25 protein-coding genes, 4 pseudogenes and 1 other annotated feature are annotated in these 25,117 nt (G+C 61.8%); of the genes and pseudogenes, 18 read left to right on the top strand and 11 right to left on the bottom strand.

Going from position 1 to position 25,117, the window contains the following annotated elements:
* A partial coding sequence (locus L286_RS36695) for an IS6 family transposase (protein WP_004154064.1) occupies window positions 1-268 on the bottom strand: 268 nt, incomplete at its 3' end.
* A 60-nt stretch (window positions 269-328) separates the two neighbouring features.
* On the opposite strand from L286_RS36695, the pseudogene L286_RS36690 reads away from it, so the two are divergent.
* Window positions 329-796, top strand: a pseudogene (locus L286_RS36690) (recombinase family protein); the annotation flags it as partial.
* 5 nt (window positions 797-801) lie between these two features.
* Window positions 802-1,914, top strand: a complete 1,113-nt coding sequence (locus L286_RS36685) for a hypothetical protein (RefSeq protein WP_160167732.1) — start codon at window positions 802-804, stop codon at window positions 1,912-1,914.
* 273 nt (window positions 1,915-2,187) lie between these two features.
* Here L286_RS36685 and L286_RS36680 read toward each other — a convergent pair whose 3' ends face one another.
* From L286_RS36680 to L286_RS36655, 6 genes are read right to left on the bottom strand one after another with little or no spacing between them, the layout of a single operon-like run.
* Entirely contained in the window at window positions 2,188-3,222 is a 1,035-nt protein-coding gene (locus L286_RS36680; RefSeq protein ID WP_010338606.1) for an IS110 family transposase, read from the bottom strand.
* 18 nt (window positions 3,223-3,240) lie between these two features.
* Entirely contained in the window at window positions 3,241-4,440 is a 1,200-nt protein-coding gene (locus L286_RS36675) for an FAD-dependent oxidoreductase (RefSeq protein ID WP_020820193.1), read from the bottom strand.
* Window positions 4,437-5,075, bottom strand: a complete 639-nt coding sequence (locus L286_RS36670) for a glutathione S-transferase N-terminal domain-containing protein (protein ID WP_020820192.1) — start codon at window positions 5,073-5,075, stop codon at window positions 4,437-4,439. Before L286_RS36670 ends, L286_RS36675 begins: the two co-directional genes overlap by 4 nt.
* 6 nt (window positions 5,076-5,081) lie before the next feature.
* Entirely contained in the window at window positions 5,082-6,050 is a 969-nt protein-coding gene (locus tag L286_RS36665; RefSeq protein ID WP_020820191.1) for a Bug family tripartite tricarboxylate transporter substrate binding protein, read from the bottom strand.
* Window positions 6,051-6,091: 41 nt separating this feature from the next.
* Window positions 6,092-6,706, bottom strand: coding sequence for a glutathione S-transferase family protein (locus L286_RS36660; RefSeq protein WP_020820190.1), 615 nt, complete (start codon window positions 6,704-6,706; stop codon window positions 6,092-6,094).
* Entirely contained in the window at window positions 6,703-7,335 is a 633-nt protein-coding gene (locus L286_RS36655; protein WP_020820189.1) for a glutathione S-transferase family protein, read from the bottom strand. The genes L286_RS36660 and L286_RS36655 overlap by 4 nt, the downstream gene beginning before the upstream one ends.
* A gap of 141 nt (window positions 7,336-7,476) precedes the next feature.
* Here L286_RS36655 and L286_RS0124690 point away from each other — a divergent pair, with 141 nt between their 5' ends.
* From L286_RS0124690 to L286_RS36590, 15 genes are all read left to right on the top strand, one after another.
* Window positions 7,477-8,034, top strand: coding sequence for a MarR family winged helix-turn-helix transcriptional regulator (locus L286_RS0124690; RefSeq protein WP_020820188.1), 558 nt, complete (start codon window positions 7,477-7,479; stop codon window positions 8,032-8,034).
* Complete coding sequence (locus L286_RS36650; protein WP_020820187.1) at window positions 8,034-8,369, top strand: YciI family protein; 336 nt, start codon at window positions 8,034-8,036, stop codon at window positions 8,367-8,369. Before L286_RS0124690 ends, L286_RS36650 begins: the two co-directional genes overlap by 1 nt.
* An 11-nt stretch (window positions 8,370-8,380) precedes the next feature.
* Window positions 8,381-9,454 carry a maleylacetate reductase gene (locus L286_RS36645; RefSeq protein ID WP_020820186.1) on the top strand — a complete coding sequence of 358 codons (1,074 nt, stop codon included), beginning with the start codon at window positions 8,381-8,383 and terminating at the stop codon, window positions 9,452-9,454.
* 11 nt (window positions 9,455-9,465) lie between these two features.
* A complete protein-coding gene (locus L286_RS36640) occupies window positions 9,466-10,605 on the top strand; it encodes a muconate/chloromuconate family cycloisomerase (protein ID WP_157838174.1) in 1,140 nt (379 codons plus the stop codon).
* Entirely contained in the window at window positions 10,602-11,303 is a 702-nt protein-coding gene (locus tag L286_RS36635) for a dienelactone hydrolase family protein (protein ID WP_020820184.1), read from the top strand. Before L286_RS36640 ends, L286_RS36635 begins: the two co-directional genes overlap by 4 nt.
* Complete coding sequence (locus L286_RS36630; protein WP_020820183.1) at window positions 11,303-12,001, top strand: 3-oxoacid CoA-transferase subunit A; 699 nt, start codon at window positions 11,303-11,305, stop codon at window positions 11,999-12,001. The genes L286_RS36635 and L286_RS36630 overlap by 1 nt, the downstream gene beginning before the upstream one ends.
* Window positions 12,002-12,005: 4 nt before the next feature.
* Window positions 12,006-12,671, top strand: coding sequence for a 3-oxoacid CoA-transferase subunit B (locus L286_RS36625; protein WP_020820182.1), 666 nt, complete (start codon window positions 12,006-12,008; stop codon window positions 12,669-12,671).
* On the top strand, window positions 12,668-12,910 hold the full coding sequence (locus L286_RS48550) for a hypothetical protein (protein WP_021225953.1): 243 nt from the start codon (window positions 12,668-12,670) through the stop codon (window positions 12,908-12,910). The genes L286_RS36625 and L286_RS48550 overlap by 4 nt, the downstream gene beginning before the upstream one ends.
* A 161-nt stretch (window positions 12,911-13,071) precedes the next feature.
* Window positions 13,072-13,734, top strand: a complete 663-nt coding sequence (locus tag L286_RS36620; protein WP_013521175.1) for a peroxiredoxin-like family protein — start codon at window positions 13,072-13,074, stop codon at window positions 13,732-13,734.
* Entirely contained in the window at window positions 13,731-14,720 is a 990-nt protein-coding gene (locus L286_RS36615) for a DMT family transporter (protein WP_013521174.1), read from the top strand. Before L286_RS36620 ends, L286_RS36615 begins: the two co-directional genes overlap by 4 nt.
* Window positions 14,717-15,433, top strand: a complete 717-nt coding sequence (locus L286_RS36610) for a glutathione S-transferase family protein (protein WP_013521173.1) — start codon at window positions 14,717-14,719, stop codon at window positions 15,431-15,433. The genes L286_RS36615 and L286_RS36610 overlap by 4 nt, the downstream gene beginning before the upstream one ends.
* Before the next feature lies 1 nt (window position 15,434).
* Entirely contained in the window at window positions 15,435-16,229 is a 795-nt protein-coding gene (locus L286_RS36605) for an SDR family NAD(P)-dependent oxidoreductase (protein WP_013521172.1), read from the top strand.
* 63 nt (window positions 16,230-16,292) lie between these two features.
* Complete coding sequence (locus tag L286_RS36600) at window positions 16,293-16,907, top strand: TetR/AcrR family transcriptional regulator (protein WP_013521171.1); 615 nt, start codon at window positions 16,293-16,295, stop codon at window positions 16,905-16,907.
* Complete coding sequence (locus L286_RS36595) at window positions 16,904-17,608, top strand: glutathione binding-like protein (protein ID WP_013521170.1); 705 nt, start codon at window positions 16,904-16,906, stop codon at window positions 17,606-17,608. Before L286_RS36600 ends, L286_RS36595 begins: the two co-directional genes overlap by 4 nt.
* 128 nt (window positions 17,609-17,736) lie before the next feature.
* A complete protein-coding gene (locus L286_RS36590; RefSeq protein ID WP_020820181.1) occupies window positions 17,737-18,906 on the top strand; it encodes an AlbA family DNA-binding domain-containing protein in 1,170 nt (389 codons plus the stop codon).
* Window positions 18,907-19,171: 265 nt separating this feature from the next.
* On the opposite strand, the pseudogene L286_RS36585 reads toward L286_RS36590, so the two are convergent.
* Together L286_RS36585 and L286_RS0124685 are read right to left on the bottom strand one after the other, a co-directional pair.
* Window positions 19,172-19,441 (bottom strand): annotated as a pseudogene (locus L286_RS36585) (transposase); the annotation flags it as partial.
* A gap of 63 nt (window positions 19,442-19,504) precedes the next feature.
* Window positions 19,505-20,562, bottom strand: a pseudogene (locus L286_RS0124685) (IS3 family transposase); the annotation flags it as partial.
* Window positions 20,165-20,281 (bottom strand) — a sequence feature (AL1L pseudoknot). It overlaps the preceding pseudogene by 117 nt.
* Window positions 20,563-21,407: 845 nt before the next feature.
* Between L286_RS0124685 and L286_RS36575 the strand changes: the two are divergent.
* Window positions 21,408-22,442: an IS110 family transposase gene (locus L286_RS36575; RefSeq protein WP_010338606.1), complete on the top strand. Its 1,035-nt coding sequence runs from the start codon at window positions 21,408-21,410 to the stop codon at window positions 22,440-22,442.
* A 289-nt stretch (window positions 22,443-22,731) separates the two neighbouring features.
* Here L286_RS36575 and L286_RS36570 read toward each other — a convergent pair.
* Together L286_RS36570 and L286_RS36565 are read right to left on the bottom strand one after the other, a co-directional pair.
* Window positions 22,732-24,813 (bottom strand): annotated as a pseudogene (locus tag L286_RS36570) (Tn3 family transposase); the annotation flags it as partial.
* A gap of 30 nt (window positions 24,814-24,843) precedes the next feature.
* On the bottom strand, window positions 24,844-25,117 hold a 274-nt coding region (locus L286_RS36565), incomplete at its 5' end, for a DDE-type integrase/transposase/recombinase (RefSeq protein ID WP_021222970.1).

Genomic DNA, 25,117 nt, shown 5'->3' with positions numbered 1-25,117 from the left:
GGTAGGTCCACTTGCCCCGCACCTTGACGTAGGTTTCATCCAGGCGCCAGCTCGGATCAAAGCCACGCCGCCAGAACCAGCGCAGCCGCTTCTCCATCTCCGGGGCGTAGCACTGGACCCAGCGATAGATCGTCGTATGGTCGACCGAAATGCCGCGTTCCGCCAGCATTTCCTCAAGGTCGCGATAGCTGATCGGATAGCGACAATACCAGCGCACCGCCCACAGGATCACATCACCCTGGAAATGGCGCCACTTGAAATCCGTCATCGTTCCGTCCGTCCAATCTCCGCCAAGCATGCTCAAGCTTCACGATTTTTGCAACAGAGCCGCCGTGATGACACGCTGGTCATATGGAAGCTCGACCGCCTCGGTCGCGACCTGCGCCACCTCGTTAACACAGTCGGCGACCTGACCAAGCGTGGCATCGGCCTCAAGGTGCTGGCCGGCGAAGGCGCGTCGATCGACACCACCACCGCCAACGGTCGGTTGATCTTTGCGATTTTTGCCGGCCTCGCCGAGTTTGAGCGCGAGTTGATCGTCGAGCGCACCCGCGCCGGTCTGGAATCGGCACGTGCGCGCGGCCGACATGGCGGTCGCCCGTTCAAGATGACGCCCGCCAAACTGCGGCTTGCCCAGGCGGCTATGGGCAAACCCGAAACCAAGGTCGCCGAGCTGTGCGCCGAGCTGGGCATCACGCGTCAGACGCTCTACCGGCATGTTACGCCGAACGGAGAGATCAGGACGGACGGACAGAAGCTTCTCGCTCGAAAAGCGCGCCCATCGATCAAGGCATGACGAATTTGAACAATCTCACGTTCGTATTCATCGGAGGGGAGCATCAGGTCCTGCATCTCGCGCCGGTCGCCGCAGAACTTAGCCTGAGCCATCCGGATATCACGGTCCGCTGCATCTGCGCCGACGACCGCACCGCCGCCGCCTTGCGCGCAGTGGCTGCGGCGATGAGAGCCAGCACGATGACCGTGACGCAGATCGCCTGGCCTTGGGCGGGCAGGATTGCAGCGCGCATAACGGGCAGCCGCTCGGCGGCGAAGGGGCCCCTGCTGGCGCGGATCCGATGGCAGGCCCGCAAGACCCAGGCCATCATCGTTCCCGAGCGCACCTCTGCGGCGTTGCGATGGCTCGGATGGAAGCGTCCGCTGGTACATTTCCGCCACGGCGCTGGCGACCGTGCACCATCCTCCGAAGCCAAGCAGAGAGCCTTCGATGCCATCTTCGTTCCCGGACAGAAAGACATCGAGCGTGCCGTCGCGCAAGGCCTCAGCCGTAAGCGGCTTTCGGCCGTGGGCTATATAAAGATCGACTATTTGCAGGCCTTGCCCACCGGACCGCGATTGTTCGACAACGATCGCCCGACCGTCTTCTACAACCCTCATTTTGATCCTGCGCTGTCCTCGATCGGGATCGCTCGCGATGTCATCGCCCGTTTCCGCCAACAGGAGCGGTACAACTTGGTCTTCGCCCCTCATGTCCGCGCGTTCGAAAACCTCGATCCGATCGCGCGAGCGCGGTGGCTGGAACTTGCCGTGCCAGAGCACATCGCGGTCGATCTGGATTCTCCCAAGCTGTTCGACATGAGCTATGCGCGGGCCGCCGACATCTATCTGGGCGACATGTCGAGCCAGCTTTACGAATTCCTCGCTAAGCCGCGGCCCGTCGCTTTCGTGAATGCGCATGGCGCTAACTGGCAGGACGATCCAAGGTACGCTGGTTGGCATCTGGGAGAGGTCGCATCAGGTGCTGACGATGTGCTTGCTGCAGTAGATCGAGCCTTCGAACGGCATCCCGACATGATCCAAAGACAGGCGAAAGCGACAGCGTTCGCGTTCGGCCGCTACGATGGCGCAATCAAACGGGCCTCATACCAACTGCTCCACACCCTGCAATCGCTCTGATCCCTTAGCGTACGCGTGTGGATGGCTCCCGCGTTGCGGTGCGATTTTCTGACGTTCTGACATGCCATATCGAGTGCAGTCGCGTGTCCGGCCTTTATGTGCAGCCTTTATACGGCTGCTGGCCTTGAAGGATTCCGCCAGCCCTGGCCTCCTCATCGTTTACGCGGACTCGAAGTCCTGTACGCTAAGCAGGTTTGCCGAAGCTCGGTGGATCGAATGGCTTGCCTTCAGTCGGTCTTCACACCTCAACCTTGTTTTGCCATCGCCTGCCAATCAGGCTGCGATCGCCAATTCCTTTCTTTCATACTCGACGCCGCGCGTCATCACCACCCATGCAATACGCGCCATCTTGTTGGCCAGAGCAACGGCCACGACCTTGGGCGGACGGCGATCAAGCAAGGCTTTGGCCCATTCAAAGCCTTTGACGCTGCCCGCCCGGACATGCCGCAGCACTGAAGTCGCACCGACGACCAGCAATTGTCGCAGGTAGCGATTGCCGCCCTTGGTAATCTTGCCCAGGCGGGTCTTGCCACCTGACGAGTTTTGCCGGGGCACGAGTCCAAGCCAGGCGGCGAAATGGCGGGCCGACCTGAAGCTCTGCGCGTTGGTCACCATCGACGCGAGCGCCGAGGCGGTGATCACACCAACGCCGGGGATGGTTTCAAGGATGTTGCTGACGTCGTTGCGATAATGCCAGCGGGTCAACTGCTTATCGATCCCGGTGAGCTTGTCCTGCAGTTCTTGAATGTGGCGCGCTAAGACGCCGAGTGTCTCGCGCGCCAGTTCCGGAAGATCGAGTTCGTCCCCTTTCGCAAGCCGATCGACCATGCGCACCACCTGCGCCACGCCGGTACCCGTCACAAGACCGAATTCGGCCAGATGGCTGCGCACGGCATTGAACATCATCGTCCGCTGCTTGATCAGCAGTGCCCGCGTTTTGTGCAGCACGCCGCCAGCCTGCTGGTCAACTGACTTGATTTCGACGAACCGCATTGTCGGCCGCGTCACCGCCTCGCAAATCGCTTCGGCATCGGCGGCATCGTTCTTCTGCCGCTTGACGTAAGGTTTCACGTAGATCGGCGGGATGAGTTTTACGTCGTGGCCCAGGTTCTGGAGCTGCCGACCCCAGTGATGCGCCGTTCCGCAGGCTTCGATCCCGATCAGAACCGGAGGCAATGCCGCGAAAAACTTCAACATCTGTCCGCGCTTCAATTGCCGGGTCACAACCACCTGACCCGCAGCGTCTACACCATGGACCTGGAACACCGACTTCGCGATATCCAGCCCAATCGTGACAATCTCACTCATCGTCCGTCTCCTCGCTCTTCAGCCGAGGCAGTCTGCCTCAGCCGGTGAGCGGGAGCCATCCACTCCATCGTTTTCGAACATTCTCTCACCGGACCCCCGGTACACCGTGACCCTGCCAAATTTCTCGCGCGCCTGCGCCTCGCCAAACCCCACAGTTCCGATATTCGGATGCGTAAACACAGCGGTGGGAATATAGTCGTAGCTCATGAAGCGTTGTGCCGGTCCGAAGAGCCGGTCCACCAGCACCATCGCTTCGCCCAGCGCCACGGGTGTAAGTTGCACCCGCGCGGTTACGTCGCCCAGGGCGTACACCGAGTGAAGGCTGCTGCGGTAGCCCTCATCGACTAGGATCGCGCCGTCCCTACCCCGGGCGACCCCAAGTGCCTCCAGGCCCAAGCCGGTGACGTTAGGCACGCGGCCTGTAGCGAACAGCACGGTGTCGGCCCGCAGCCTACCTCCATCGGCAAGCGTGAGCTCCAGCCCGTCGGTCGTGCTGGAAATCGAGCTAAGCTGGGTGTCCCGCCGGACATTTATGCCGGCCTTGCTCATTTCTTGCGCGATGAACTCCCTGATCTCATCGTCGAAGCCGCGCAGCAACTGCGGTCCGCGGCACAGCTGCGTCACCCGCGCACCCAAGCCGTTGAAAATCGAAGCGAACTCGCAGGCGATATAGCCGCCACCCACCACCACCAAGCGTTTTGGGAACCGCGCGAGATCAAACATAGCGTCGGAGCTGACGGCGTATTCGCTGCCGGGAATATCGGGCACGCTGGGTGTGCCGCCCGTGGCGAGAAGAATGTGATGTGCAGTGAAGGTGCGGCGACCGCCCTGCGTCTGCACCTGGACCGCGTGCTCGTCCAGCAGCGATGCCCAGCCCTGCACGATCGTCACGCCCGCGCCTTCCAACAGGCCCTGGTAGACGCCGTTGAGACGCAGGACTTCAGCTGCGCGCCGAGCCTTCAGGCGCTCCCAGTCCAGCACCGGCGCGCCGGTAACCCAGCCAAAGCCACGCGCCTCCTCGAACGCATCGGCGTAGTGCGCAGCGTAGCTATAAAGCTTCTTCGGGATGCAGCCGACATTAACGCATGTGCCGCCTAGCGCAGCGGCTTCAGCCACGCACACGCGCACGCCGCGCTGCGCCGCCATGCGCGCGGCCCGGACACCGCCAGAGCCCGCTCCGATGACGAACAGGTCAAAGTCATAGACATCCTTCGTCACGGCTTGATGCGCTCCAGTGCCAACACGCCCTGGACCGCAGGACGCAACAGAACCTGCTGGGCGACCGCAGCGTATTTGGGGACGGCAGGCAACCGTTCTTTCAGCGGCACACGCAGGCTCCACAGGTAGAACACAGTGAGGTAACCGTCACAGACGGTGAAGTCATCGCCGATCAAAAAGTCCGATGCACCGATACGGTGGTCGGCCTCCTCCAGCGCTGCGCCGAGCGCGGCGATGCCATGCTCCCGCACACTATCTATAGCCTGTGGCGAATCGCCGGCAACGCGCTCAGCACGGAACATGTTGCGAAAGGCCGGATGCACAGTGCTGGACAAAAAGGCCAGCCATTCCATGGCCCTGGCGCGCGCCACCGTACCCGGCTCCGGCAGCAGTGCGCGTCCACGCGCGGAGTCGGCGATGTGCGTCAGAATCGCGGGCCCCTCGGTAATCACTTCACCCGTGGCCAGCAGGAGTGCGGGCACCTTGCCCCAGCGATTGATGCGCAGGTAGTCGGGCGTTCGGTTGTCACCGTTTTTGGTGTTGATTTCCGTTAATCGGTATGCCAGCCCCGATTCCGCCAGCGCGATGTGCGATGCAAGCGAGCAGGCGCCCGGGCTGTAGTAAAGGGTGTGCATGGGAGCCTAGTCGGGCTGCGCGCCTGAGCGGCGTACAGCGTCGCCCCACTTCGCACGCTCCTGCTTGACGTAGGCGCCGAAGGTGGCGGCGTTCATCCATGTGATCTCGTTGCCCGAAGTTCTGGCGAACTCTTTGGCCCTGGGCGAATTGATCGCGCGCTCAAGCTCTGTCTCCAGCACGCGTGCGATGGCATCGGGCGTGCGCTTGGGCACCACATAGCCGTACCAAGCAGTCGCCTCGAAGCCGGTCAAGCCGGACTCGCTGACAGTGGGGATGTCCTGCGCGCTGGACAGGCGCCTGGTCGAGGTCACGGCTAGGGCCTTGAGACGTCCCGCGCGCACCAGCGGTAGCGTGGCGGTCGGGGTGACCAGCGCCAGCTGGATATGTTCGCCGGCAACCATAGTCAGCGGATCCTTGGCGGCGATGTGCAGCAGGTCGATGCCCGCCTGCGCGTTGATCATCGCGCCAGCTAGGTGCCCGGTGCTGCCGGCTGCGTAGGAGCCGAAGGACAGGTGGCCAGGATTCTTTCGCGCGTAGGCCAGCATGCCTGCGAAATCTTTGAATGGCACCGCATTGTTGGCCACGATCAGATTGGGCGCGGACATAGCCAAACCCAGCGGCCTGAAGTCTGCATCGGCATCGAAGCCCACGGCCGCCTTGCTGTATAGCGTCTGGTTGATCGCGAAGTTGGGTGTTGCGGCCATTAGGATCGTGTAGCCGTCGGCCGGGCTGCGCGCGGCTGCTTGACTGCCGACGTTGCCGCCCGCGCCAGGGCGGTTTTCCACGATGAAAGGCTGCTTGAGGCTTCCGGACATGCTGTCGGCCAGCAGGCGCGAGATCGTGTCGCCGGCGGTTCCCGTGGCGAAGGGCACGATGATGCGCACCGGCTTGTCCGGATAGGTTTGCGCGGCTGCGAGTTGCGCCGAGGCTAGGAACGCGGTGATCAGCAGCAGGTGGATTCGATTAGTTTTCATGTGATGGGATCAGAAGTGTTGAACGTGAGTTGGGCGCAAGTTCACGAGAGGCCCACCATGACTTGTTCGCGGAAAGCCGGCCTGGCCCTGGCGGCCTCGTACCAGCGAGCGAGCGCAGGAAGGTCCTCACGTTCGATAGGCAGCTCGAACCAGCGGTACACCGAAGGCCCAATGCAGATGTCTGCCAGCGTGAATTCATCGCCTGCCAGGTACTGCCTTTGCGCGAGAGCCGATTCAATGATCCGCATCGCGGTCGCAGACGTGGTCCGGTGGCGCGCAATCAGCTCTGACTGGTGCTGCTCCTTAGGTGTGCGCACGATCGACTGGAACAGCGGGACCATGCCGGCCACCAGGGTTGTCAGCTGCCAGTCCATCCAGCGCTCGACCTCAGATCTCTGCGCGGCACCGGCGGGATACAGGCTCGTGGGATGCGTATTGCACAGATATCTCAGGATGGTGTTGGATTCCCAGACAACCACGCCATCATCCAGCAGGGTCGGCACTACGCCGTTGGGATTGAGCCGCAGATAAGCGTCTTCCTTGTTGCCTCCAAACTTGCCGCCTACGTCGGTGCGCTCCACGGCAATGCCGAGTTCCGCTGCGCACCACATCACCTTCTGCACATTGTGCGAACTCAACCGGCCGAGAACTTTCATGCGGGCCTCCTGGTGTGGGGAATGCTCATGCCGCGCTGCACGGCAGGCCGTGCGCCCACCTCGTCGAACCAGCGCTTAACGCTGGGCAGACTGTCCCATGAGATGTCGTGCAGTTCGAAGCGGTCCACCCAGGGATAGATGGCGATGTCGGCAATGCCGTATTCGCTGCCCGCCAGGTAGCGGTGGGTCCGCAGCTGCCCCTCTAGCACTCGGTAGAGGCGATGCGTCTCATTCGAGAAGCGCTTGAGAGGATAAGCTTCACCCGATGCAAAGCGGCGGAAGTGATGGGTCTGGCCGAACATGGGACCGACCCCACCCATCTGGAACATAAGCCACTGCAGTGCCAGGTAGCGATCCTGGGCACTGGCAGGGAGCAGCTTGCCAGTCTTCTCCGCCAAGTAGATCAGGATCGCGCCCGACTCGAACAGCACCAGCGGCCGCCCGCCGGGGCCCTGACTGTCCTCGATCACGGGAATCTTGTTGTTGGGATTGAGCTGCAGGAATGCGGGTGAAAGCTGCTCGTCCTTTGACAGGTCCACCGGCACGACTTCGTACTCCAGCCCCAGCTCTTCCAGCGCGATCGATACCTTTCGCCCGTTGGGCGTTGTCCATGTGTGCAGTTTGATCATAGTTTTAGACAGAATGTCTGGCTATATTAGACAGTCTTTTTGTCTTTGTGAATTGGTATTTCGTCAGTAATAACCCGAATAATGAACTTGACATCACTTCTTTTAGGCAGATAATATGTCCATATTGATTCACGGAAAATTATGAAAAAGTCCACCGAAACCTATTCGCCCTGGAAGCCCGCCAAACCAGATGCCACCATGGGCGCCTTGGCCGGCACGCTTGGCACTTTGCTACGCACGCCGTTCGAAGCACTGGCAGCGCGCGTCTACACGGCGCTGGCCGTCAGCTATCCCGACGTTCGTGAAGCGCATGGCGCTGTGTTCAGGCACCTGCCGCTGGCCGGCGCCTCCGTGTCTGATCTGGCCCGGCGCGCTGGCATGGCCAAGCAAAGCATGGGCTTCTTGGTCGATTCGCTGCTGGGAGCCGGCTACCTGGAAGCCGCGCAGAGCGCGACGGACCGGCGGGCCAAGCTAGTGCGCCTGTCCGCCCGCGGCATGCAGATGCAGTCGCGCGCGATAGAGATCGGCTTGGCGATCGAGGCCGAATGGGCCCAGAGCATGGGAGAAGTCGAAATGGGCGCGCTGCGCGCCCTGCTCAAGGTGCTGGCCGAGTCGATCCCCGAATCCACGACGGCGGGCAATGTGCCCGCAGAAACATCCACCCTCAGCAAGACACGCAAGAAGAAGGAGACTGTCTAATGTACGTAGCGATTTTTTTCCAAGATCTGCCTGGCACCGCCGCCAGGCGCCAGGCCGTGGTGTCTGAGCACCGCAAATACATGGAGGCGCGCTCCTCCCAAGTGCTGGCTGCCGGCGCGACATTTACCGACGACGGCAAGGCTGTCAAGGGCGGCAGCTATGTGATCTCAGTCGCCAGCATGGAGGAAGCTCGTGCCTTCGTAGACAACGACCCCTTCACCAAGGCGGGACTGCGTGCCTTTGTCACCATTCAGCCCTGGATCAAGGCTGTGTTCGACGGTCAGTTCAACATCCCGACGGACGACAGCCCGCTCTACGCGAGCTCGGTGGCCTGAAAGCTGCAACCATGCTGAACTTCACCTACCAAAGCCTCCCGTCGCGCGTGCGCTTTGGCCGCGGGACTATCTCGGAATTGGGCAGCGAGCTGGACAAGCTGGGTTGCCGCCGAGCGATGGTTGTTGCCAGCGCGCCCCAGGCCGCCCACGCGCAACTCCTGCGCGAGCAGCTGGGCGGCGCTTGCGCCGGCGCTTTCACGCGCGCGGCCATGCACACGCCCACCGAGCTCACGCAGGAAGCGCTGACGGAGGTTGCTAGGCTGGGCGTGGACGGAATCGTCGCAATTGGGGGCGGTTCGGCCATCGGCCTGTCCAAGGCCATCGCGCTGCATACTGACCTGCCCCAACTGGTAATTCCCACCACCTACGCAGGCTCGGAGATGACGCCCATACTCGGGCAGACCGAAAGCGGCATAAAAACGACGCAGCGCAGCCCCAGGGTCCTGCCCGAAACCGTCATCTACGACGTCGAACTGACTTACTCGCTGCCACTGGCCATGTCGGTCGCCAGCGGCATTAATGCCATGGCACATGCCGTGGAGGCGCTTTATGCCAGCGACACCAACCCGGTGGTCGCCCAGATGGCTGAAGCCGGTATCGCCGCTCTATATCGCAGCCTGCCGGCGCTGCGCACAGGCGCGGCCGATCCTGAAGTGCGCGGTCAGGCACTGTACGGCTCCTGGATGAGCGCCATGTGCCTTGCGTCCACCTCCATGGGCTTGCATCACAAACTGTGTCACACGCTCGGCGGCGCGCTTAACCTGCCACACGCCGAGACGCACACCATCGTGCTGCCGCACGCAATCGCCTACAACGCGCCCAGTGTGCGCGATGCTGTGGATGTCATCAAGCGCGCCATGGGCGGCGGTGGCATTGCTGGACGCATCCACGATATCGCCAGCAGCTGTGATGTGCCGGTTGCGCTGCGCGACATCGGCATGCGGGAATCAGACATCGACAAGGTTACCGATCTGGTCATGTCCAAGCCCTATGCCAACCCTCGCCCTCTAGACGCAGGCCTCATCCGCAGGTTGCTGACCAATGCATGGTCAGGCCTGCGCCCAGACCACTCTACCTACCTGTGATGAATTCTCGCGTGCCGCAGAACGAAACTATTGAGGCCATCGAAACACGCATCGTCGATGTCCCGCTGAAAAAGACCCACAATCACTCCAATGCCTCGCATGCTCAGCAGTCGCTAGTGTTCCTGACGCTGCGCACTTCGGGCGGCGCAGTCGCACACGGAGAAGGTGGCACGCCCGCAGGCACCGCCTTCTGGGGCGGCGAATCCTGCGAAACAATCAAGTGTGTGATCGACCGCTACTTGGCGCCGGCGCTGCGGGGTGTAAACGTGTTCGCCCATGAGCAGGTGCTCAAGACCATGGACCGGGCGGCGGCCGGCAACCACTTCGCCAAGGCGGCCGTAGACGTGGCCGTGCACGACGCCGTGGGGCGCCTGCTGGGGATTCCCGTCAGCGCGCTTTACGGCGGCCAGGTGCGCGGTTCCATGCCCGTGCTGTGGGCATTGGTCTCGGGCGACGCGGCCGCAGACATCGACGATGCGGCCCGCATGCTGCAGGAGCGCCGCCATAAGACGTTCAAGATCAAGATGGGGTTCGAAGGTCCTGAGACTGAATCTCGTAGAGTCATGCGTACTGCGCGGGCGATCCATGATATCGCTGCGCACGCGGTTGTGACGGTCGACCTGAACCAAGCTTGGGATATAGCGACATGCGCGCGCTACCTGCCGCAGTTCGAAGACGCAGGCATCGCCATGGTCGAGCAGCCGCTGCCTCACTGGAACCGTGACGGCATGGCGGCGCTGTCGTTGCGCCTACGGATGGCGGTGGTGGCCGATGAAGGTTTGTGGGATTTCCACGATGCATACGCCTCCTTCAAGTCGGGCGCCACCGGACTGTACGGAGTGAAGATCGGCAAGGGCGGCGGCATTCGTCGCGCCTACAAGGCTGCTGCGGTGGCCGAGGCCGCCGGCATTCCCATCTATGGCGGTATGGCGCTGGAAAGTTCCCTAGGCACGGCCGCCGCCCTGCAACTGTTCAGCGCGCTGCCGGCGCTAGACTGGGACTGCGAACTCATCGGCCCGCTCCTGCTGGCCGATGACCTGGCCACTGAGCCCACACGATACCGCGACTTTGAGGTTGTGGTACCGGGCGGCATCGGCCTGGGCGTACAGCCCGACCACGACAAGATCAATTTCTACACCCGCAAGACATGACTAATTTCAATTATTCCATCGACACCTCGCACGGCCCCATGGATGGCTACATCACTGCGCAGCCTGGTCAGGCCCGGCCCGGCATCGTGCTGCTGCCTGAGATTTTCGGCATCAACGGCGCGATGCGCCTGGCGGCAGACCAGTTCTCGCAGGCAGGGTTCGCGGTGCTGGCACCCGACCTATTCAGCCAAGTAGAGTCGCGCGTTGAGCTGGGCTACACGGAAGCGGACCGCGAACGCGCGATCGCCATCTGGCAAAAGATGGACGACTCTGTGGCGCTGGCGGACAGCCGCGCTGCCATCAATGCACTGGCGGCTGATCCACGCTGCAACGGAGAAATTAGCGTATTAGGTTTTTGCCTAGGAGGCAAATACGCGTTACTGTTGGCGGCCCAAGGCGGCATCCTCGCGAGCGTGTCCTTTTATCCGGTGCGTGTTAACGACTACCAAGAACAACTGATTACGCTAAAGTGTCCCACGCAGGTCCACGTTGGCGACGACGACGCGCACATACCGCCTCCAGTGCTCGATGTCCTTACAAGCGCGCTCTCGAGCAGCGAGACCAACGAGCTGCATCTGTATGCGGGAGCCGGGCACGGCTTTTTCAACTCGGTTCGCTCCTTCGGCTACTCGCCGCGCGCCGCGGAATCGGCGTTTACGCGCGCCGTCGCCTTTCTGAATCGGCACCAAGGTACTTGATGGCCGGCAAGATCGCAAGTACGGTGGCCGAGGCGATCGGCCCCGTAGCCGACGCATCGGTCGTGATGGTCGGCGGTTTCGGCACCGCCGGCATCCCCAATGAACTGATAGGAGGACTGATCGCCACCGGTGCTAGGGAATTAGTGGTTGTCAATAACAACGCTGGCAATGGTGACAGCGGCTTGGCCGCGCTGCTCAAGGCCGGCCGCGTGCGCAAGATAATCTGCAGCTTCCCGCGGCAAGCCGACAGCCAAATCTTCGATGCGCTGTACCGGCAGCGCCGCATCGAGCTGGAGCTGGTGCCGCAAGGCAATCTAGTCGAACGCATACGCGCCGCAGGCGCCGGCATAGGCGGCTTCTTCACGCCGGTGGGCTACGGCACGAAGCTCGCGCAGGGCAAAGAGACGCGCGAGATCGCGGGAAGGATGTACGTGCTGGAGTTGCCCATCCACGCGGACCTGGCGCTCATCAAGGCCGAACGCGGCGACGCCTGGGGCAACCTCACCTACCGGAAAGCCGCCAGGAACTTCGGTCCCATCATGGCGACGGCGGCCCGGCGCACCGTCGCCTCGGTCCATGAGGTGCTGGCGGCTGGTGACATGGACCCGGAGACCGTGGTCACGCCTGGCATCTTCGTCAAGTCACTGGTGCAGGTGCCGCGCGCGGCCACCGGCGCCGGCGGATTCAAGGGGGCATGAGGCAATGAACTACCGAAGCCGTGACAAGGCTGAACTGGCGTCCCTAATCGCCCGCGACATTCCGGACAATTCCTATGTGAACCTGGGCATCGGCATGCCCACGCTGATTGCCAACTACCTGCCGGAGGGCGCTGGTATCGTGCTGCACAGCGAGAACGGCATACTGGGCATGGGACCAGCCCCAGAATCGGGCGAGGAAGACTACGACCTCATAAACGCTGGCAAGCAACCAGTCACACTTCTAGCTGGAGGCTCTTACTTCCACCACGCAGACAGCTTTGCCATGATGCGCGGCGGCCATCTCGACATTTGCGTGCTGGGCGCATTTCAGGTCAGCCAATTCGGCGACCTTGCGAACTGGCACACCGGCAATCCGGAGGACATCCCTGCCGTGGGGGGCGCCATGGACCTTGCTACGGGCGCTAGGCAAACGTGGGTGATGATGGATCTGCTGACCCGGTCGGGGCAGAGCAAACTAGTCAAGGCATGCACTTATCCGCTCACGGGCTTGGCCTGTGTCGGTCGCGTCTACACGGACTTGGCCACCTTCACCCGCACACCCTACGGCATGACCGCAAGCGACATCGTCGAAGGTTTGAGCCTGCACGCTTTGTGCGACATGACCGGCCTTGAGCTGCTGGATGGAAATGCCGGGGGGAGCAGAGATTGAAGTGGCTGGCCGCAAAATGGCGTCGAGGCGCGGACATCGTCCCCTTTAGCCTGTTCGGTTGTCTACTGACCTCAACGGCCGGAGCGGTGACCAACGGACTGTTGGAAGGCAGCAGCGCGGGGTCCATCGCGCACCGGCTGGCCTGCGGCTATGCAGGTGCCTGTGTGATGGTGATTGCTCTCTTTCCCTTTCTTGCCACCATGCGCAAATCGCGCGCCGCGCGAAGCAGTGACACCTGAAAAGCGCATGAAGAGTCCGGCAATTTCAGTCACGACTATGCCTGATGCGACCTGCATTCAGGCAAAACGCTTGACACAAGCCATTTTTTATCGACTGATATAAAATAACGGGAGTCCGCTGCGATCCCCGCCGCGACTGCCTTGCTCGAAGGGAGATCCAAGTGGCCGTTATTGATCTTGATCGACAACTGCAAGAATTGCGAAAGGAGTTCGCCCGCACCGCTCCAGCCGGCCGGGTCGCGCTCTATGAGTCCAGGATCGAGGAACTGCGATCGACCTTTGCGAGGCACGCTGCGCTGAAGGAGGGAGACAGGGCCCCCGACTTTTCGTTGCCGGACGCCCAAGGCGGCACGGTGTCGCTGTCCGCTGCTCTCAAGCAAGGTCCTGTGGTGGTGACCTTCTATCGAGGTGGCTGGTGTCCGTACTGCAACCTCCAACTGCGGTCCTACCAGGCCTTGCTGCCCGAGTTGGCATCCTTTGGCGCAAGCATGCTGGCCATCTCACCTCAGCTTCCGGACGCATCACTGTCAACCGCGGAGCGCGAGGCGTTGACGTTTAACGTCCTGAGCGATCTGGGCAATGACGTGGCTCGCCAATTCGGGCTGGTCTATCCATTGCCGCAGGAACTGCGCGATGCCTTGAGTTCCAGCAACAAGGCGCTGCCGAGCATAAATGGGGACGCCAGTTGGGAGCTGCCCGTTCCCGCCACCTATGTGATCACGCCGAACCAGAGGATCTCGCTGGCTTTCATCGAGGTCGATTACCGGCAGCGATTGGCCCCGCAGCGACTTCTTGCGGCGCTGCAAGAGCAGGCGGTTACGTGACGCAGGCCGTCGACTTGGTGCAAGAAGCGGTAGTCGGACCGGCTGCCGCGTCGTGGCCTCAGAGATCATCCCGGAACGTCTTGCGCGGATTCTGCTGGGCCGGGCTCAGCGTCACGATCTTTGCGGGCTGGTTCGTCGTGACGCGCTTCAGTGTCACGCGCGAACTTCGCCTGTGGGATGTGACCGCGCTGCGGTTCGGCATCGGTGCCGTCATTCTTCTTCCAGTGCTGTTGCGGGGAAAGAGACGCCTATCAGCCAAGGAATGGCGTGAGGGGCTGGTCTATGCCTGCCTTTGGGGGTTGCCCTTCGTCCTGGCGGTCGCGCTCGGCCTGCAGCTCACGTCGGCCGGCCGCGCGGCAGCGATAGCGCCGACCCTGATGCCGGTATTCGCCGGCGCCTTCGCGTGGATTTTCCTGAAAGAGAAACAGGGCCGCGCGCGCTGGTGTGGCTACCTCGCCATCATCATCGGACTGGTGTTCATGGTTGCAGGCGGTGTTTCCGCTCACGGTGGCATGAACCCGATGGGCCTCATCGCCCTGATGACTGCCGCTGCCATGTGGGCCGTCTACACGCTGCTTTTTCGGCGCAGCGCCCTGACACCTGTGCAGGCCGCAGCCCTGATCTGCTTCTGGTCGGCCATCCTCTTCCTGCCGATCTATATTTTTGGCGGGCTCAGTCGCCTCGCCATGGCCTCACCCAGCGAGATCGGCTTGCAGGCCGTCTATCAGGGCGTCCTGATGAGCGGCGTTGCGATCGTTTCCTTCAATCGCTCTGTCGCGCTTCTGGGCCCATCTGCGGCCACAGCCATCATCGCCCTGATTCCGGTCGTTGCTTCGCTGGCCGCCATTCCCGTACTTGGAGAGCTGCCGTCTGGTGGAGAGTGCGTTGCACTTGCCGTCGTTGTTGGCGGCGTGCTCTTGGCAGCACGTCCTGCCCGTAAAGCAGCGAAGCCATCGATTTCCGCAACCACGAGGCATACACCATGATCCGGTTCTACTTTCATCCGACCCCCAACCCCGCAAAGATCGCGCTCTTTCTGGAGGAGACCGGTCTGGCCTACGAAGCCTTGCCGGTCGACACAAGCAAGGGCGAGCAGCATGCGCCCGCCTTTCGTGCGATCAATCCGAACGGCAAGGTACCGGCCATCGTCGATACCGAGGGGCCGGGCGGCAACGAAGTCAGGGTCTTCGACTCGACCGCCATCCTGATCTATCTGGCGGAAAAGACCGGCCAGCTTCTGGGCACGTCCGAGGATCGGCCGGAGTTGCTGTCCTGGCTGCTCTTCATCGCCTCGGGATTGGGGCCGTTCTCCGGGCAGGCGGTGCACTTCCAGTTCGCCGCGCCCGAGGGCTTGGACTACGCGGCCAATCGTTACCGCCGCGAGGCGGAGCGGCACTATCAGGTTCTCAACGATCACCTGTCCGGACGCGAGTTCATCGTCGGCAGCGGTTTCACGATCGCCGACATCTCCGCCTGGGGCTGGCTCGATCGCGCTTCCCGCGTGCGCAAGGGCGCCGAGGATCCTCTGGGGCCCTTTCCCGAACTGAAGCGGTGGTTCGCAGGCGTGGATGCGCGTCCGGCGGTCGCTCGCGCCCGGGCGCTCGCCAAGAGCCATGCGTTCAAGGCGATCAACGACGAGGAGACCAAGCGTGCGCTCTTCCCGTCGAACTATCCCCCTGCATCGGCGCAAGGAGTTTGAAATGGAACTGAAGAACAAGCGGGTCCTCGTCACGGGCGGATCGAGCGGGATCGGCCTCGCGCTGGCCCATGCGCTGATCGCGCGAGGCGCCAGGGTGGTCATCACCGGAAGGCGCAGAAGCGTCCTGGACGATGCACTGCGCAGCCTTGACTCGGCGACGGGCGTCTGCGCTGACGTGGGAAGTCCCGAGGGACGCGCGGCCACGCTGGACCAGGCGATACAGACGCTGGGCGGACTCGACATCCTCGTCAACAACGCCGGCGGCGTGCGGGCTGGCCGGCTGGAGAACACCACGGAAGCCGATATCGAGCAGATGGTGATCGTCGACTTGCTCGCGCCAGTCTTGTTGACCCGCGCGGCGCTCCCCGCTCTGCGGGCCAGCGGAGATGCCATGGTGGTGAATGTCGCCTCCGGCATTGCCCTGGTCGGCGCACCCTTCTATGCAACGTATGCCGCGGTGAAAGCAGGTCTGGCTCGCTTTGGCGAGGCGCTCAGGCGCGAGCTCAAGGGCGAAGGCATTCATGTGTTGACGGCCTATCCTGGAGGCACGGACACGCCGATGATGAAGTCGAATCGCGCTGGTCCCGAACTGGGGTTTTCGCGCGAGCCTGCTTCTGCGGTGGCCGATGCCATCGTCGCCGGGATCGAGGCGAACGCTTTCGAGGTCATCCGGGGCGGGGAGGCGAGAGCCCAGATGATTGCGCTCAACCGTAACGATCCGGTAGCGGTCGATGCGAGATTCCTGACGCTCAAGAGCGCGCTGGAAGAGGCGGTCAAGGACCACAGCGCATTGTGACGACGCGGCATCAAGCACCGCATCCACTCACGAAGCCAACCACGAACCGATCCAGGAACGATCATGGCGCGCCCCAGAGAGTTTGACGAAGCAGTGGCCCTCGATGCCGCGATTCAATGCTTCTGGTCGAGGGGCTACGAAGCCACCTCGGTGCGGGACCTGGCCGACGCGATGGGTATCGCCGGCCCCAGTCTGTACAACACGTTTGGCGACAAACGCACGCTGTACCGGCAGGCGCTCGAACACTATGTCGAGCGAGGCTTTTGCGATCGGGTCCGGCGCTTCGAGTCCCAGTTGGCACCTCGTGCGGCCATCGGTGCGTTCTTCGATGAGATCATCGAATTGTCGCTGGCCGACGACCAGCGCAAGGGATGCCTGATCGTGAACTCGGCACTGGAGCTGGCACCTCACGACGCGGAGTTTCAGGCTGCACTGGCCGCTGTCTTGCGCGACATGGAGGCCTTCTTCTACCGTTGCGTCAAGGCCGGCCAAGATGCCGGCGCGATCAACATCACGTTGCCGGCCGATGATCTCGCCCGGATGCTGCTCGGCTTGCTAATGGGGCTGCGCGTCCTCGCGCGATCGCGGCCAGAACCGGAATTGCTGCGTGGGCTTGTCCGGCCCGCATTGGCGCTGCTCGATGGCGCCGGCACATCTCAACGACGGAGTCGCAAATGATCGACCTCTACTATTGGCCCACGCCCAATGGCCACAAGGTCACGATGTTTCTGGAGGAGGCTGGCCTCGAATACCGCATTCATCCTGTCGACATCAGTGCGGGCGACCAGTTCAAGCCTGAGTTCCTCGCGTTCTCGCCGAACAACCGGATGCCTGCGATCATCGACATGCAGCCGGTCGACGGCGGGGAGCCCGTGACCGTCTTTGAATCGGGCGCCATCCTGGTCTATCTTGCGGAGAAAACGGGTCGCTTCATGCCGACCGACCTGCGTGAGCGCAAGGCGGTGCTGGAATGGCTCTTCTGGCAGGTCGGTGGACTCGGCCCCATGGCCGGTCAGAACCATCACTTTGGCATCTATGCGCCCGAGAAGATCCCCTATGCCATCACGCGCTACGTCAACGAGACCAATCGCCTGTACGGTGTGCTCGACCGACGCCTGGCCGTGCAGGAATATCTCGCAGGTGAAACCTATTCGATCGCGGACATGGCGACCTACCCCTGGGTGGTGCCGTGGAAGCGCCAGCAGCAGGAACTCGACGAGTTCCCCAGTCTGCGGCGGTGGTTTGATGCGATTCGCAATCGTCCCGCGACGATCAGGGCCTATGCGCGCGGCGAGCCTTTCGCATCGCGTCCTGCGGTGACGGAGGAGGGCAAGAAGCTTCTGTTCGGTCAAACTGCCGCAGGCCCGCAGGCGCGCTGATACGTTTATGGTGCACACACCAGCGATTACTCAAAGTCAAAGCAATCACGCGACGTGGGCGTGCGCCAGCTGCTGCAGGGAGCTCGGGAATTCGTGGAGATCTTTCGAGGCGCGGGCATGATATCGCTATGACCATCGAACCGTGGGCGGACGCCCAGCTATCTGAAGATATTCCTCGGCTTGCTCAGGGCGGTGAGAGCGAGACTGTGGAATTCAAGCGAGAGCTGCCAAAGCAGGTGCGGGATCTTGCCAAGGAAATCGCGGCTTTCGCTTCCAGCAGCGGGGGCCGACTCCTTCTTGGAGTGGCAGACGACGGCTCGATTCCAGGAGTCGAAAATGCACATGACCCAGCGGTTCGAGATGATCTCGGCAGAAGGATCGTGGGCGTTTGCCAGATCATCGATCCCCCCGTCCGCCCGCAGATCGGCTGGACATCGGCAAATGGGCTCGGCGTTCTCGTCATCACTGTCGAGAAGGGTTCAGAGCCTCTGTACTACGTGGATTCGCGCGCGTACATCCGGCACGGCACGGTCTCCCGACCGGCGACGGCCTCAGAGGTTCGCGCTGCCTTGACAGCTTCCATGCCCGGGGAGGCCGCAGAAGGACCCAAGAATCATCCGGAGCTGTCTGCGCTGGCCGACGTGCTCGCCAACGTGCGACGCTGGAGCGATACGGACTCCGAGATGCGAAGCCTGAAACCCTGGATTGAAGATTGGTCGGCAGATGCGGAGGTCTATGCGTCAAAGCTGCGCGACCTGTCCGTCTCCGACTGGGCCATTGAGAGCCACGTCAATGAACGGTTGGAAGCCACAGCTGAGAAGCTCGATGAAGTCGCACAGTTCCGGCACTACCTCGGCGAAGGGGAAAACTTCAACGACGTGTGCAACTCCGCAGGCTTCGCTGCTGCGGAGTTGATGCGCGATCTGGTCGATCCTATCGAGGTCAGCGATGAGACACAGCGAAAAGTCCTGGAGGCGATTGCCAAACTTGCCCGCAAGTTGACCCAAATGTGGGACCGTGCCAACAAAGAGATCTTCGATGGGCGTGTCGAGAAAGCCCAGCAGGAAACCTATGGCATCGGCCAGCAAATCGCCACTTGGACCTATTTCAGGCTGTCTGTTGTGCCGGAAAGCACGCTGGCCGATCTGCGCCGAATCGGTCTTAGCCTGCTCCAACTGGTGTCCATGAGGGTCTACATGGATGGCGGCGCTTCACTACAGCGCATCGTCGATGATGCTCAGACTCTTGTGAAAGAGCTGAATGCGAACGTCGAGAGTTTCCTGCAGTTCGATCGCTGAGTACTGTGTGCGCCGCCGTTTGCCCTTGGGCGGCTGCGGGCCACGGCTGCCAGAGGCGTGCTCGCTCCAGCGGTACGGTGACCGTGCGCGCACTCAGCGTCTATGCGCTGGCGCGCGCCTCAGGTCGCCGGGAAGCACAATCCCCAGGCTCCCATGCAACTCCTGACATGGATGCGGTCCGTAGCTACCCGGAACCCGAATACCCTCTAAACCCGCGTCAGATATGGGTTTGCGTCCGTCCGATGCAAATCGAAAGTCCTTGACAGCGGACATTTTTTAGGATGTCGCGCTCCTCGGTCAGACGCTTGATCTCGGCCTTCAGTCGCCGGACCTCCGCCGAGTCCTTCGCCGTCGGCAGCAGTGCCGCCTCCGCGCCGTCGGCATTGGCAGCGCTCTTCGCCTTGCGCAGCCACTCGTACAGGCTGTGGGTGGAGACCCCGAGCCGCTGGGCCACATCGGCCACCCGGAAGCCACGTTCGGTTACCTGCTTGACCGCTTCGGCCTTGAACTCATCCGTGTACTGCCTGTTGCTCATAAACACCTCTGTCGTTGCCATGAATTATGGCTCCTAGGTGTCTACGAAAGGCTGGCCGGTCCAGACCTCCGTTTTGTACAAGCCGTTGATAGTTTCAGCCAGGGCGTTGTCATAGGAGTCGCCGGTGCTGCCCACCGAAGGCATCAGGCCAGCTTCCTCCAAGCGCTCTGTGTAGCGAATGGACACGTACTGACTCCCCCTGTCGGAGTGATGAATCAGCTTTTCATCGCTTGAAGGATGCCGTGCGTAGAGAGCTTGCTCCAATGCATCCACAACAAAGTCAGTGCGCATGTGGCTGCTGACTCGCCAACCCACAATCCGGCGGGCATAGACATCAATCACAAAGGCCGCAAACATCTGACCTTGCCATGTCGATACATAGGTAAAGTCTGCAACCCAAAGCTGGTTAGGACGTTGGGCTGTGAACTGGCGGTTGACGAGGTCTAGTGGGCATGGCCTTGCCACATCTGGGCGTGTTGTGCACACCTTCTTGCCACGCCGCGCACCCTCCAACCCTAGCTTGCGCATCAGGCGCTGCACCGTGCAGCGGGCAATAGGCAAGCCCTCTCGATGCATTTGCTTCCAGACTTTGATCACCCCATAAACTTGCCAGTTTGCATGCCATACACGTTGGATATGACCGCAACTCTCTTCGTCTGATTGGCTGCGCTTGCAGCGCAGCCATGGGCAGTTTCTTTGTTGAACCCTGCGTCTGTAGCCCGATGGGGCAATTTGCAGCAGTCGGCAAATTGGCTCGACCCCATAGGCATCACGGTACTTGTCTACAAAGTCAATCAGCTCTTGATGCGACGGTCCAGCTCCGCCTGCGCAAAAAAAGCGCTCGCAGCCTTGAGTATGTCATTGGCACGCCGCAACTCCTTGTTCTCCCGCTCCAGTTGCTTGAGCCGCTCACGTTCATCTGTAGTCAAACCCGGTCGTTGGCCTGCATCTATTTCTTTGCGCTGTACCCATCCATGCAGGGTACTGACAGAGCAGCCAATCTTGGGGGCAATCGATTCGCATGCACCCCACAGTGATGCGTAATCCGCTTGGCACTCCTGCACCAAACGTACGGCACGTTCACGTACCTCAGGGCTAAAACGAGCAGCTTTAGTGTTCATGACTCAATCCTCTCAGGAGTTGAGCCTCCACGGAAGCCGGTGCGATTCAGTTGGGCAATTGCAATTGCCATGGTGAAAGTGCCACGAACAGTCAAACATCTGGGTAAGTAAGGGCTTAGCGTGCTTTATTTTCCGTTTTCTGAGGCGACCCCTTTCTGGCCCCTTCTCGGGGCCATAGAGGGCCGGCGCTGCCTGGTCGGCCTTGTGGATCGTTTGGGGACAAAACGCCGGCTGGTGACAGTTGAGGGGCGTTTCTTGACACTTGGGGGGCAGCGCACCCCGGCGCGATGCTGACAGATGAGGGGCCGGCCTCGAAATCGGCCGGCTGGAGCCGCGCCGGAGGCCGTCGAGGCGGCCTATGTGCTTGATCGGGCTGGCTTTATCCACAGAAGTTGTGGATAAGCCTGTTGGCAAGGCCCTTGCCGTACTGACACTTGAGGGGCGGGGGTGCTGACAGATGAGGGGCGCGATCCTTGACACTTGACGGGCAGACTATTGACCCTTGAGGGGCTTATCCATTGACACTTGAGGGGCGGCCCTTCGAGCCTTTTCCTTGGCGTATCAACGGCTTGCGCGCGTTTTCCGGTCAAGCTAACCGGCTTTTAACCCTTCATAACCTTTATATTAAACCTAGTTGTTATAACCCGGTGTCGAAAAAAGCGGCAAACCGGCCCAAGGTGCCCCCGCAGAATGATCGGCCGCCGAAGGGGGGTGCCCCCCCTTCTCGATCCCACCCGGCCGCTAAAGGAGGGCATAGCGTGGATGGTACGCTAAACGATGGAGTGGATGGCTCCCGCTCACCGGCTGAGGCAGACTGCCTCGGCTGAAGAGCGAGGAGACGGACGATGAGTGAGATTGTCACGATTGGGCTGGATATCGCGAAGTCGGTGTTCCAGGTCCATGGTGTAGACGCTGCGGGTCAGGTGGTTGTGACCCGGCAATTGAAGCGCGGACAGATGTTGAAGTTTTTCGCGGCATTGCCTCCGGTTCTGATCGGGATCGAAGCCTGCGGAACGGCGCATCACTGGGGTCGGCAGCTCCAGAACCTGGGCCACGACGTAAAACTCATCCCGCCGATCTACGTGAAACCTTACGTCAAGCGGCAGAAGAACGATGCCGCCGATGCCGAAGCGATTTGCGAGGCGGTGACGCGGCCGACAATGCGGTTCGTCGAAATCAAGTCAGTTGACCAGCAGGCTGGCGGCGTGCTGCACAAAACGCGGGCACTGCTGATCAAGCAGCGGACGATGATGTTCAATGCCGTGCGCAGCCATCTGGCCGAATTCGGTCTTGTGACGGGTACCGGCGTGGCGCAGGTGGTGCGCATGGTCGATCGGCTTGCGAAAGGGGACGAACTCGATCTTCCGGAACTGGCGCGCGAGACACTCGGCGTCTTAGCGCGCCACATTCAAGAACTGCAGGACAAGCTCACCGGGATCGATAAGCAGTTGACCCGCTGGCATTATCGCAACGACGTCAGCAACATCCTTGAAACCATCCCCGGCGTTGGTGTGATCACCGCCTCGGCGCTCGCGTCGATGGTGACCAACGCGCAGAGCTTCAGGTCGGCCCGCCATTTCGCCGCCTGGCTTGGACTCGTGCCCCGGCAAAACTCGTCAGGTGGCAAGACCCGCCTGGGCAAGATTACCAAGGGCGGCAATCGCTACCTGCGACAATTGCTGGTCGTCGGTGCGACTTCAGTGCTGCGGCATGTCCGGGCGGGCAGCGTCAAAGGCTTTGAATGGGCCAAAGCCTTGCTTGATCGCCGTCCGCCCAAGGTCGTGGCCGTTGCTCTGGCCAACAAGATGGCGCGTATTGCATGGGTGGTGATGACGCGCGGCGTCGAGTATGAAAGAAAGGAATTGGCGATCGCAGCCTGATTGGCAGGCGATGGCAAAACAAGGTTGAGGTGTGAAGACCGACTGAAGGCAAGCCATTCGATCCACCGAGCTTCGGCAAACCTGCTTAGCGTACAGGACTTCGAGTCCGCGTAAACGATGAGGAGGCCAGGGCTGGCGGAATCCTTCAAGGCCAGCAGCCGTATAAAGGCTGCACATAAAGGCCGGACACGCGACTGCACTCGATATGGCATGTCAGAACGTCAGAAAATCGCACCGCAACGCGGGAGCCATCCACACGCAACGCTAAGGGCGAACAATCAGCGAACGCTTAGGCGGCGCGGCTATCCGGCGGCAGATTGAGGGCCTTGCGGCCAGCGGAAGCGGCTGCTCGATCCCAGAGGAAATCGCCCGAGAAAGCAATATGCTCCCAACCTACTGGGGACGTATGGGCGAGTAGATCATCAGGCACCGCGACCGATGTTGATCGTAGATGCTGGGCGGCGGCATCCATGTAGATCGTGTTCCAATAGACGATCGCGGCGACGAGCAGATTGAGGCCGGACGCCCGATATTGCTGCGCCTCGTGGCTGCGGTCGATGATGCGGCCCTGGCGGAATGTGTAGATCGCCTGCGTCAGGGCATGGCGCTGCTCGCTGTTGTTGAGACCGGCATGGCATCGCCGGCGCAGATCGGGATTTTCTAGCCAGTCCAGCATGAACAGCGTCCGCTCGATCTTGCCGATTTCCTGTAGCGCGACATCGAGCTGGTTCTGCCGTTCGTAGGCAGCGAGCTTTCGCAGCATGACCGATGGCGCGACATGGCCGGCCTTGATCGACCCTACGAGGCGCAGCACGTCTTCCCATTGCTCACCGATGATGTCGGTGCGGATACGCTTGCCCAACAGCGGGGTGATGGACGGATAGGCCGTGACCGGCGCGATCGGCGCGAGCCGCCTGTCGGGGAAGTCGCGCAGGCGCGGGCAGAAGCGAAATCCCAGCATCGCGCACAGGGCGAAGACATGATCGGTCGCCCCGCCGGTGTCGGTGTAATGCTCGACGATCCTGAGATCGGTGCCGTGGCTGGTGAGGCCGTCGAGGACATAGGGCGCCTCATGCGTCGCGGCCGAGATCACTTTGACGTGGTAGGGCGCGCGCTGATCAGAATTATGGGTGTAGAAGCTGAAGCCATGATCGACGCCATAGCGGGCGTTGATATCGCCGCCCGACGCGCCGCGCTTCGCGGCCCTGAAGAACTGGCCATCGGAACTGGACGTGGTGCCGTCGCCCCATACTCGTGAGAATGGCAGGCGGTGGTGCGCGTTGATGAGGAGGGCCAGCGCCGCGCGGTAGCTGTCGTCGCGGATATAGGCGTCATGGGTCCAGAGGAGCTGATCGCGCGTGACGCCCTGACTCGCCGCCGCCATGCGCGACAGGCCGAGATTGGTCGCATCGGCGAGGATCGTGGCGAGCAGCGCGTTTTCATTGGGACACGGCTCGCCGGTACGCAGGTTGGTGAACGCCGCAAGAAAGCCGGTTTCCTGCGCCACCTCATGCAGTAGCTCGGTGATGCGGATGCGTGGCATCATGGCATCGAGCCGGTCGGCCAGCGCTTCGGCGTCGGGCGTCGCGATCGTGCGAACGGGGGATATCTGGAGGCGGTCGTCGCGATATCGCACACCCTCCAGAGCGTCGCGCTTCAGGCGCTGGGCAAATTTCTTAAGCCGCCAGTCAAGTTCGCGGCCCCGCTGTTCGAGCCATTCGCCGGCTGTGGGTGGCAGACCGAGAGCCGACACGATCGGCTTCGCCTGGGGTTCGCTGAGCAGGTAGCTGTCGAACCGGCGGTATCCTGCCGATCGCTCCACCCAGACATCCCCGGAACGCAGCTTGTTGCGCAGATGCGCGATCGTCGCGATTTCCCAGAGACGCCGGTTGATCTTGCCGTCATCGCCCACGACGATTTTCCGCCATTCCTTGCGGAAGGGCATCGGAGCGTCGGCAGGCAGATCGCGTTTGCCCGACCTGTTGAGGTCGCGCAGCATCTCGATGGCGGCGATCGTTTTTGCACTGCCCTTTCCGGCCCTGAACTGGAGCGCCTCAAGCAGGTCGGGGGCGAACTTGCGCAACGTCGCATAGCGGTCGGCCGCCACCGTCAGCGGATCAAGGTTGGCGGTTTCCGCGATTGTCGCCACTTCTGGCCTCGCCTTCAGGAGGGTGTTCCACCCGACCGATGCGTCCAGGGCCTCCATTGGATCTTCGCCGGTATCGACCGCATCGGTCAATGCGTCGATTGTCCTGCGAAAGATCAGCATCAGCCGCGCCACATTCTTTGACGTGGTGGCATAGCTGCGCGCCTGGGCGTTCTTCGCGCGGGTGAAGATGCTGCCGATGGCTCTGTTGCAAAGATTGGCGGCAGTCAGAGGTAGGCTGTCGCTCTGCGCCGATCAGGCGGCTGCTGCGAAATGGTGGTTGAGCATGCCCATGGCCTCCGTCAGCGCCGAGGGCCCAATGCCAAAAGCTCTCTCCACAAGGCGCACCTCGCCCCTGATGCCGGGCTGCAGGCACCAGGGGCGAGCCTGTCCTTTGCGCAGGGCTCGCATGACTTCGAATCCCTTGATCGTGGCATAGGCCGTGGGGATCGATTTGAAACCGCGCACCGGCTTGATCAGTATCTTGAGCTTTCCGTGATCGGCCTCGATCACGTTATTGAGATACTTC

Source organism: Sphingobium sp. HDIP04 (assembly GCF_000445085.1).
GTDB classification, from domain to species: domain Bacteria; phylum Pseudomonadota; class Alphaproteobacteria; order Sphingomonadales; family Sphingomonadaceae; genus Sphingobium; species Sphingobium indicum.
The sequence above is the reverse complement of the archived record's forward strand: the minus strand, read 5'-3'. Positions and strand labels throughout refer to the sequence as shown.

Coding starts and splice junctions, on each gene's coding strand:
- L286_RS36600 (WP_013521171.1), top strand. CDS start 16,293: ATGGCGCGCCCCAGAGAGTTTGACGAAGCAGTGGCCCTCGATGCCGCG.
- L286_RS36670 (WP_020820192.1), bottom strand. CDS start 5,075: ATGCACACCCTTTACTACAGCCCGGGCGCCTGCTCGCTTGCATCGCAC.
- L286_RS36605 (WP_013521172.1), top strand. CDS start 15,435: ATGGAACTGAAGAACAAGCGGGTCCTCGTCACGGGCGGATCGAGCGGG.
- L286_RS36645 (WP_020820186.1), top strand. CDS start 8,381: ATGCTGAACTTCACCTACCAAAGCCTCCCGTCGCGCGTGCGCTTTGGC.
- L286_RS36595 (WP_013521170.1), top strand. CDS start 16,904: ATGATCGACCTCTACTATTGGCCCACGCCCAATGGCCACAAGGTCACG.
- L286_RS36625 (WP_020820182.1), top strand. CDS start 12,006: ATGAACTACCGAAGCCGTGACAAGGCTGAACTGGCGTCCCTAATCGCC.
- L286_RS36635 (WP_020820184.1), top strand. CDS start 10,602: ATGACTAATTTCAATTATTCCATCGACACCTCGCACGGCCCCATGGAT.
- L286_RS36575 (WP_010338606.1), top strand. CDS start 21,408: ATGAGTGAGATTGTCACGATTGGGCTGGATATCGCGAAGTCGGTGTTC.
- L286_RS36630 (WP_020820183.1), top strand. CDS start 11,303: ATGGCCGGCAAGATCGCAAGTACGGTGGCCGAGGCGATCGGCCCCGTA.
- L286_RS36590 (WP_020820181.1), top strand. CDS start 17,737: ATGACCATCGAACCGTGGGCGGACGCCCAGCTATCTGAAGATATTCCT.
- L286_RS0124690 (WP_020820188.1), top strand. CDS start 7,477: ATGAAAAAGTCCACCGAAACCTATTCGCCCTGGAAGCCCGCCAAACCA.
- L286_RS36655 (WP_020820189.1), bottom strand. CDS start 7,335: ATGATCAAACTGCACACATGGACAACGCCCAACGGGCGAAAGGTATCG.
- L286_RS36660 (WP_020820190.1), bottom strand. CDS start 6,706: ATGAAAGTTCTCGGCCGGTTGAGTTCGCACAATGTGCAGAAGGTGATG.
- L286_RS36610 (WP_013521173.1), top strand. CDS start 14,717: ATGATCCGGTTCTACTTTCATCCGACCCCCAACCCCGCAAAGATCGCG.
- L286_RS36665 (WP_020820191.1), bottom strand. CDS start 6,050: ATGAAAACTAATCGAATCCACCTGCTGCTGATCACCGCGTTCCTAGCC.
- L286_RS36650 (WP_020820187.1), top strand. CDS start 8,034: ATGTACGTAGCGATTTTTTTCCAAGATCTGCCTGGCACCGCCGCCAGG.
- L286_RS36680 (WP_010338606.1), bottom strand. CDS start 3,222: ATGAGTGAGATTGTCACGATTGGGCTGGATATCGCGAAGTCGGTGTTC.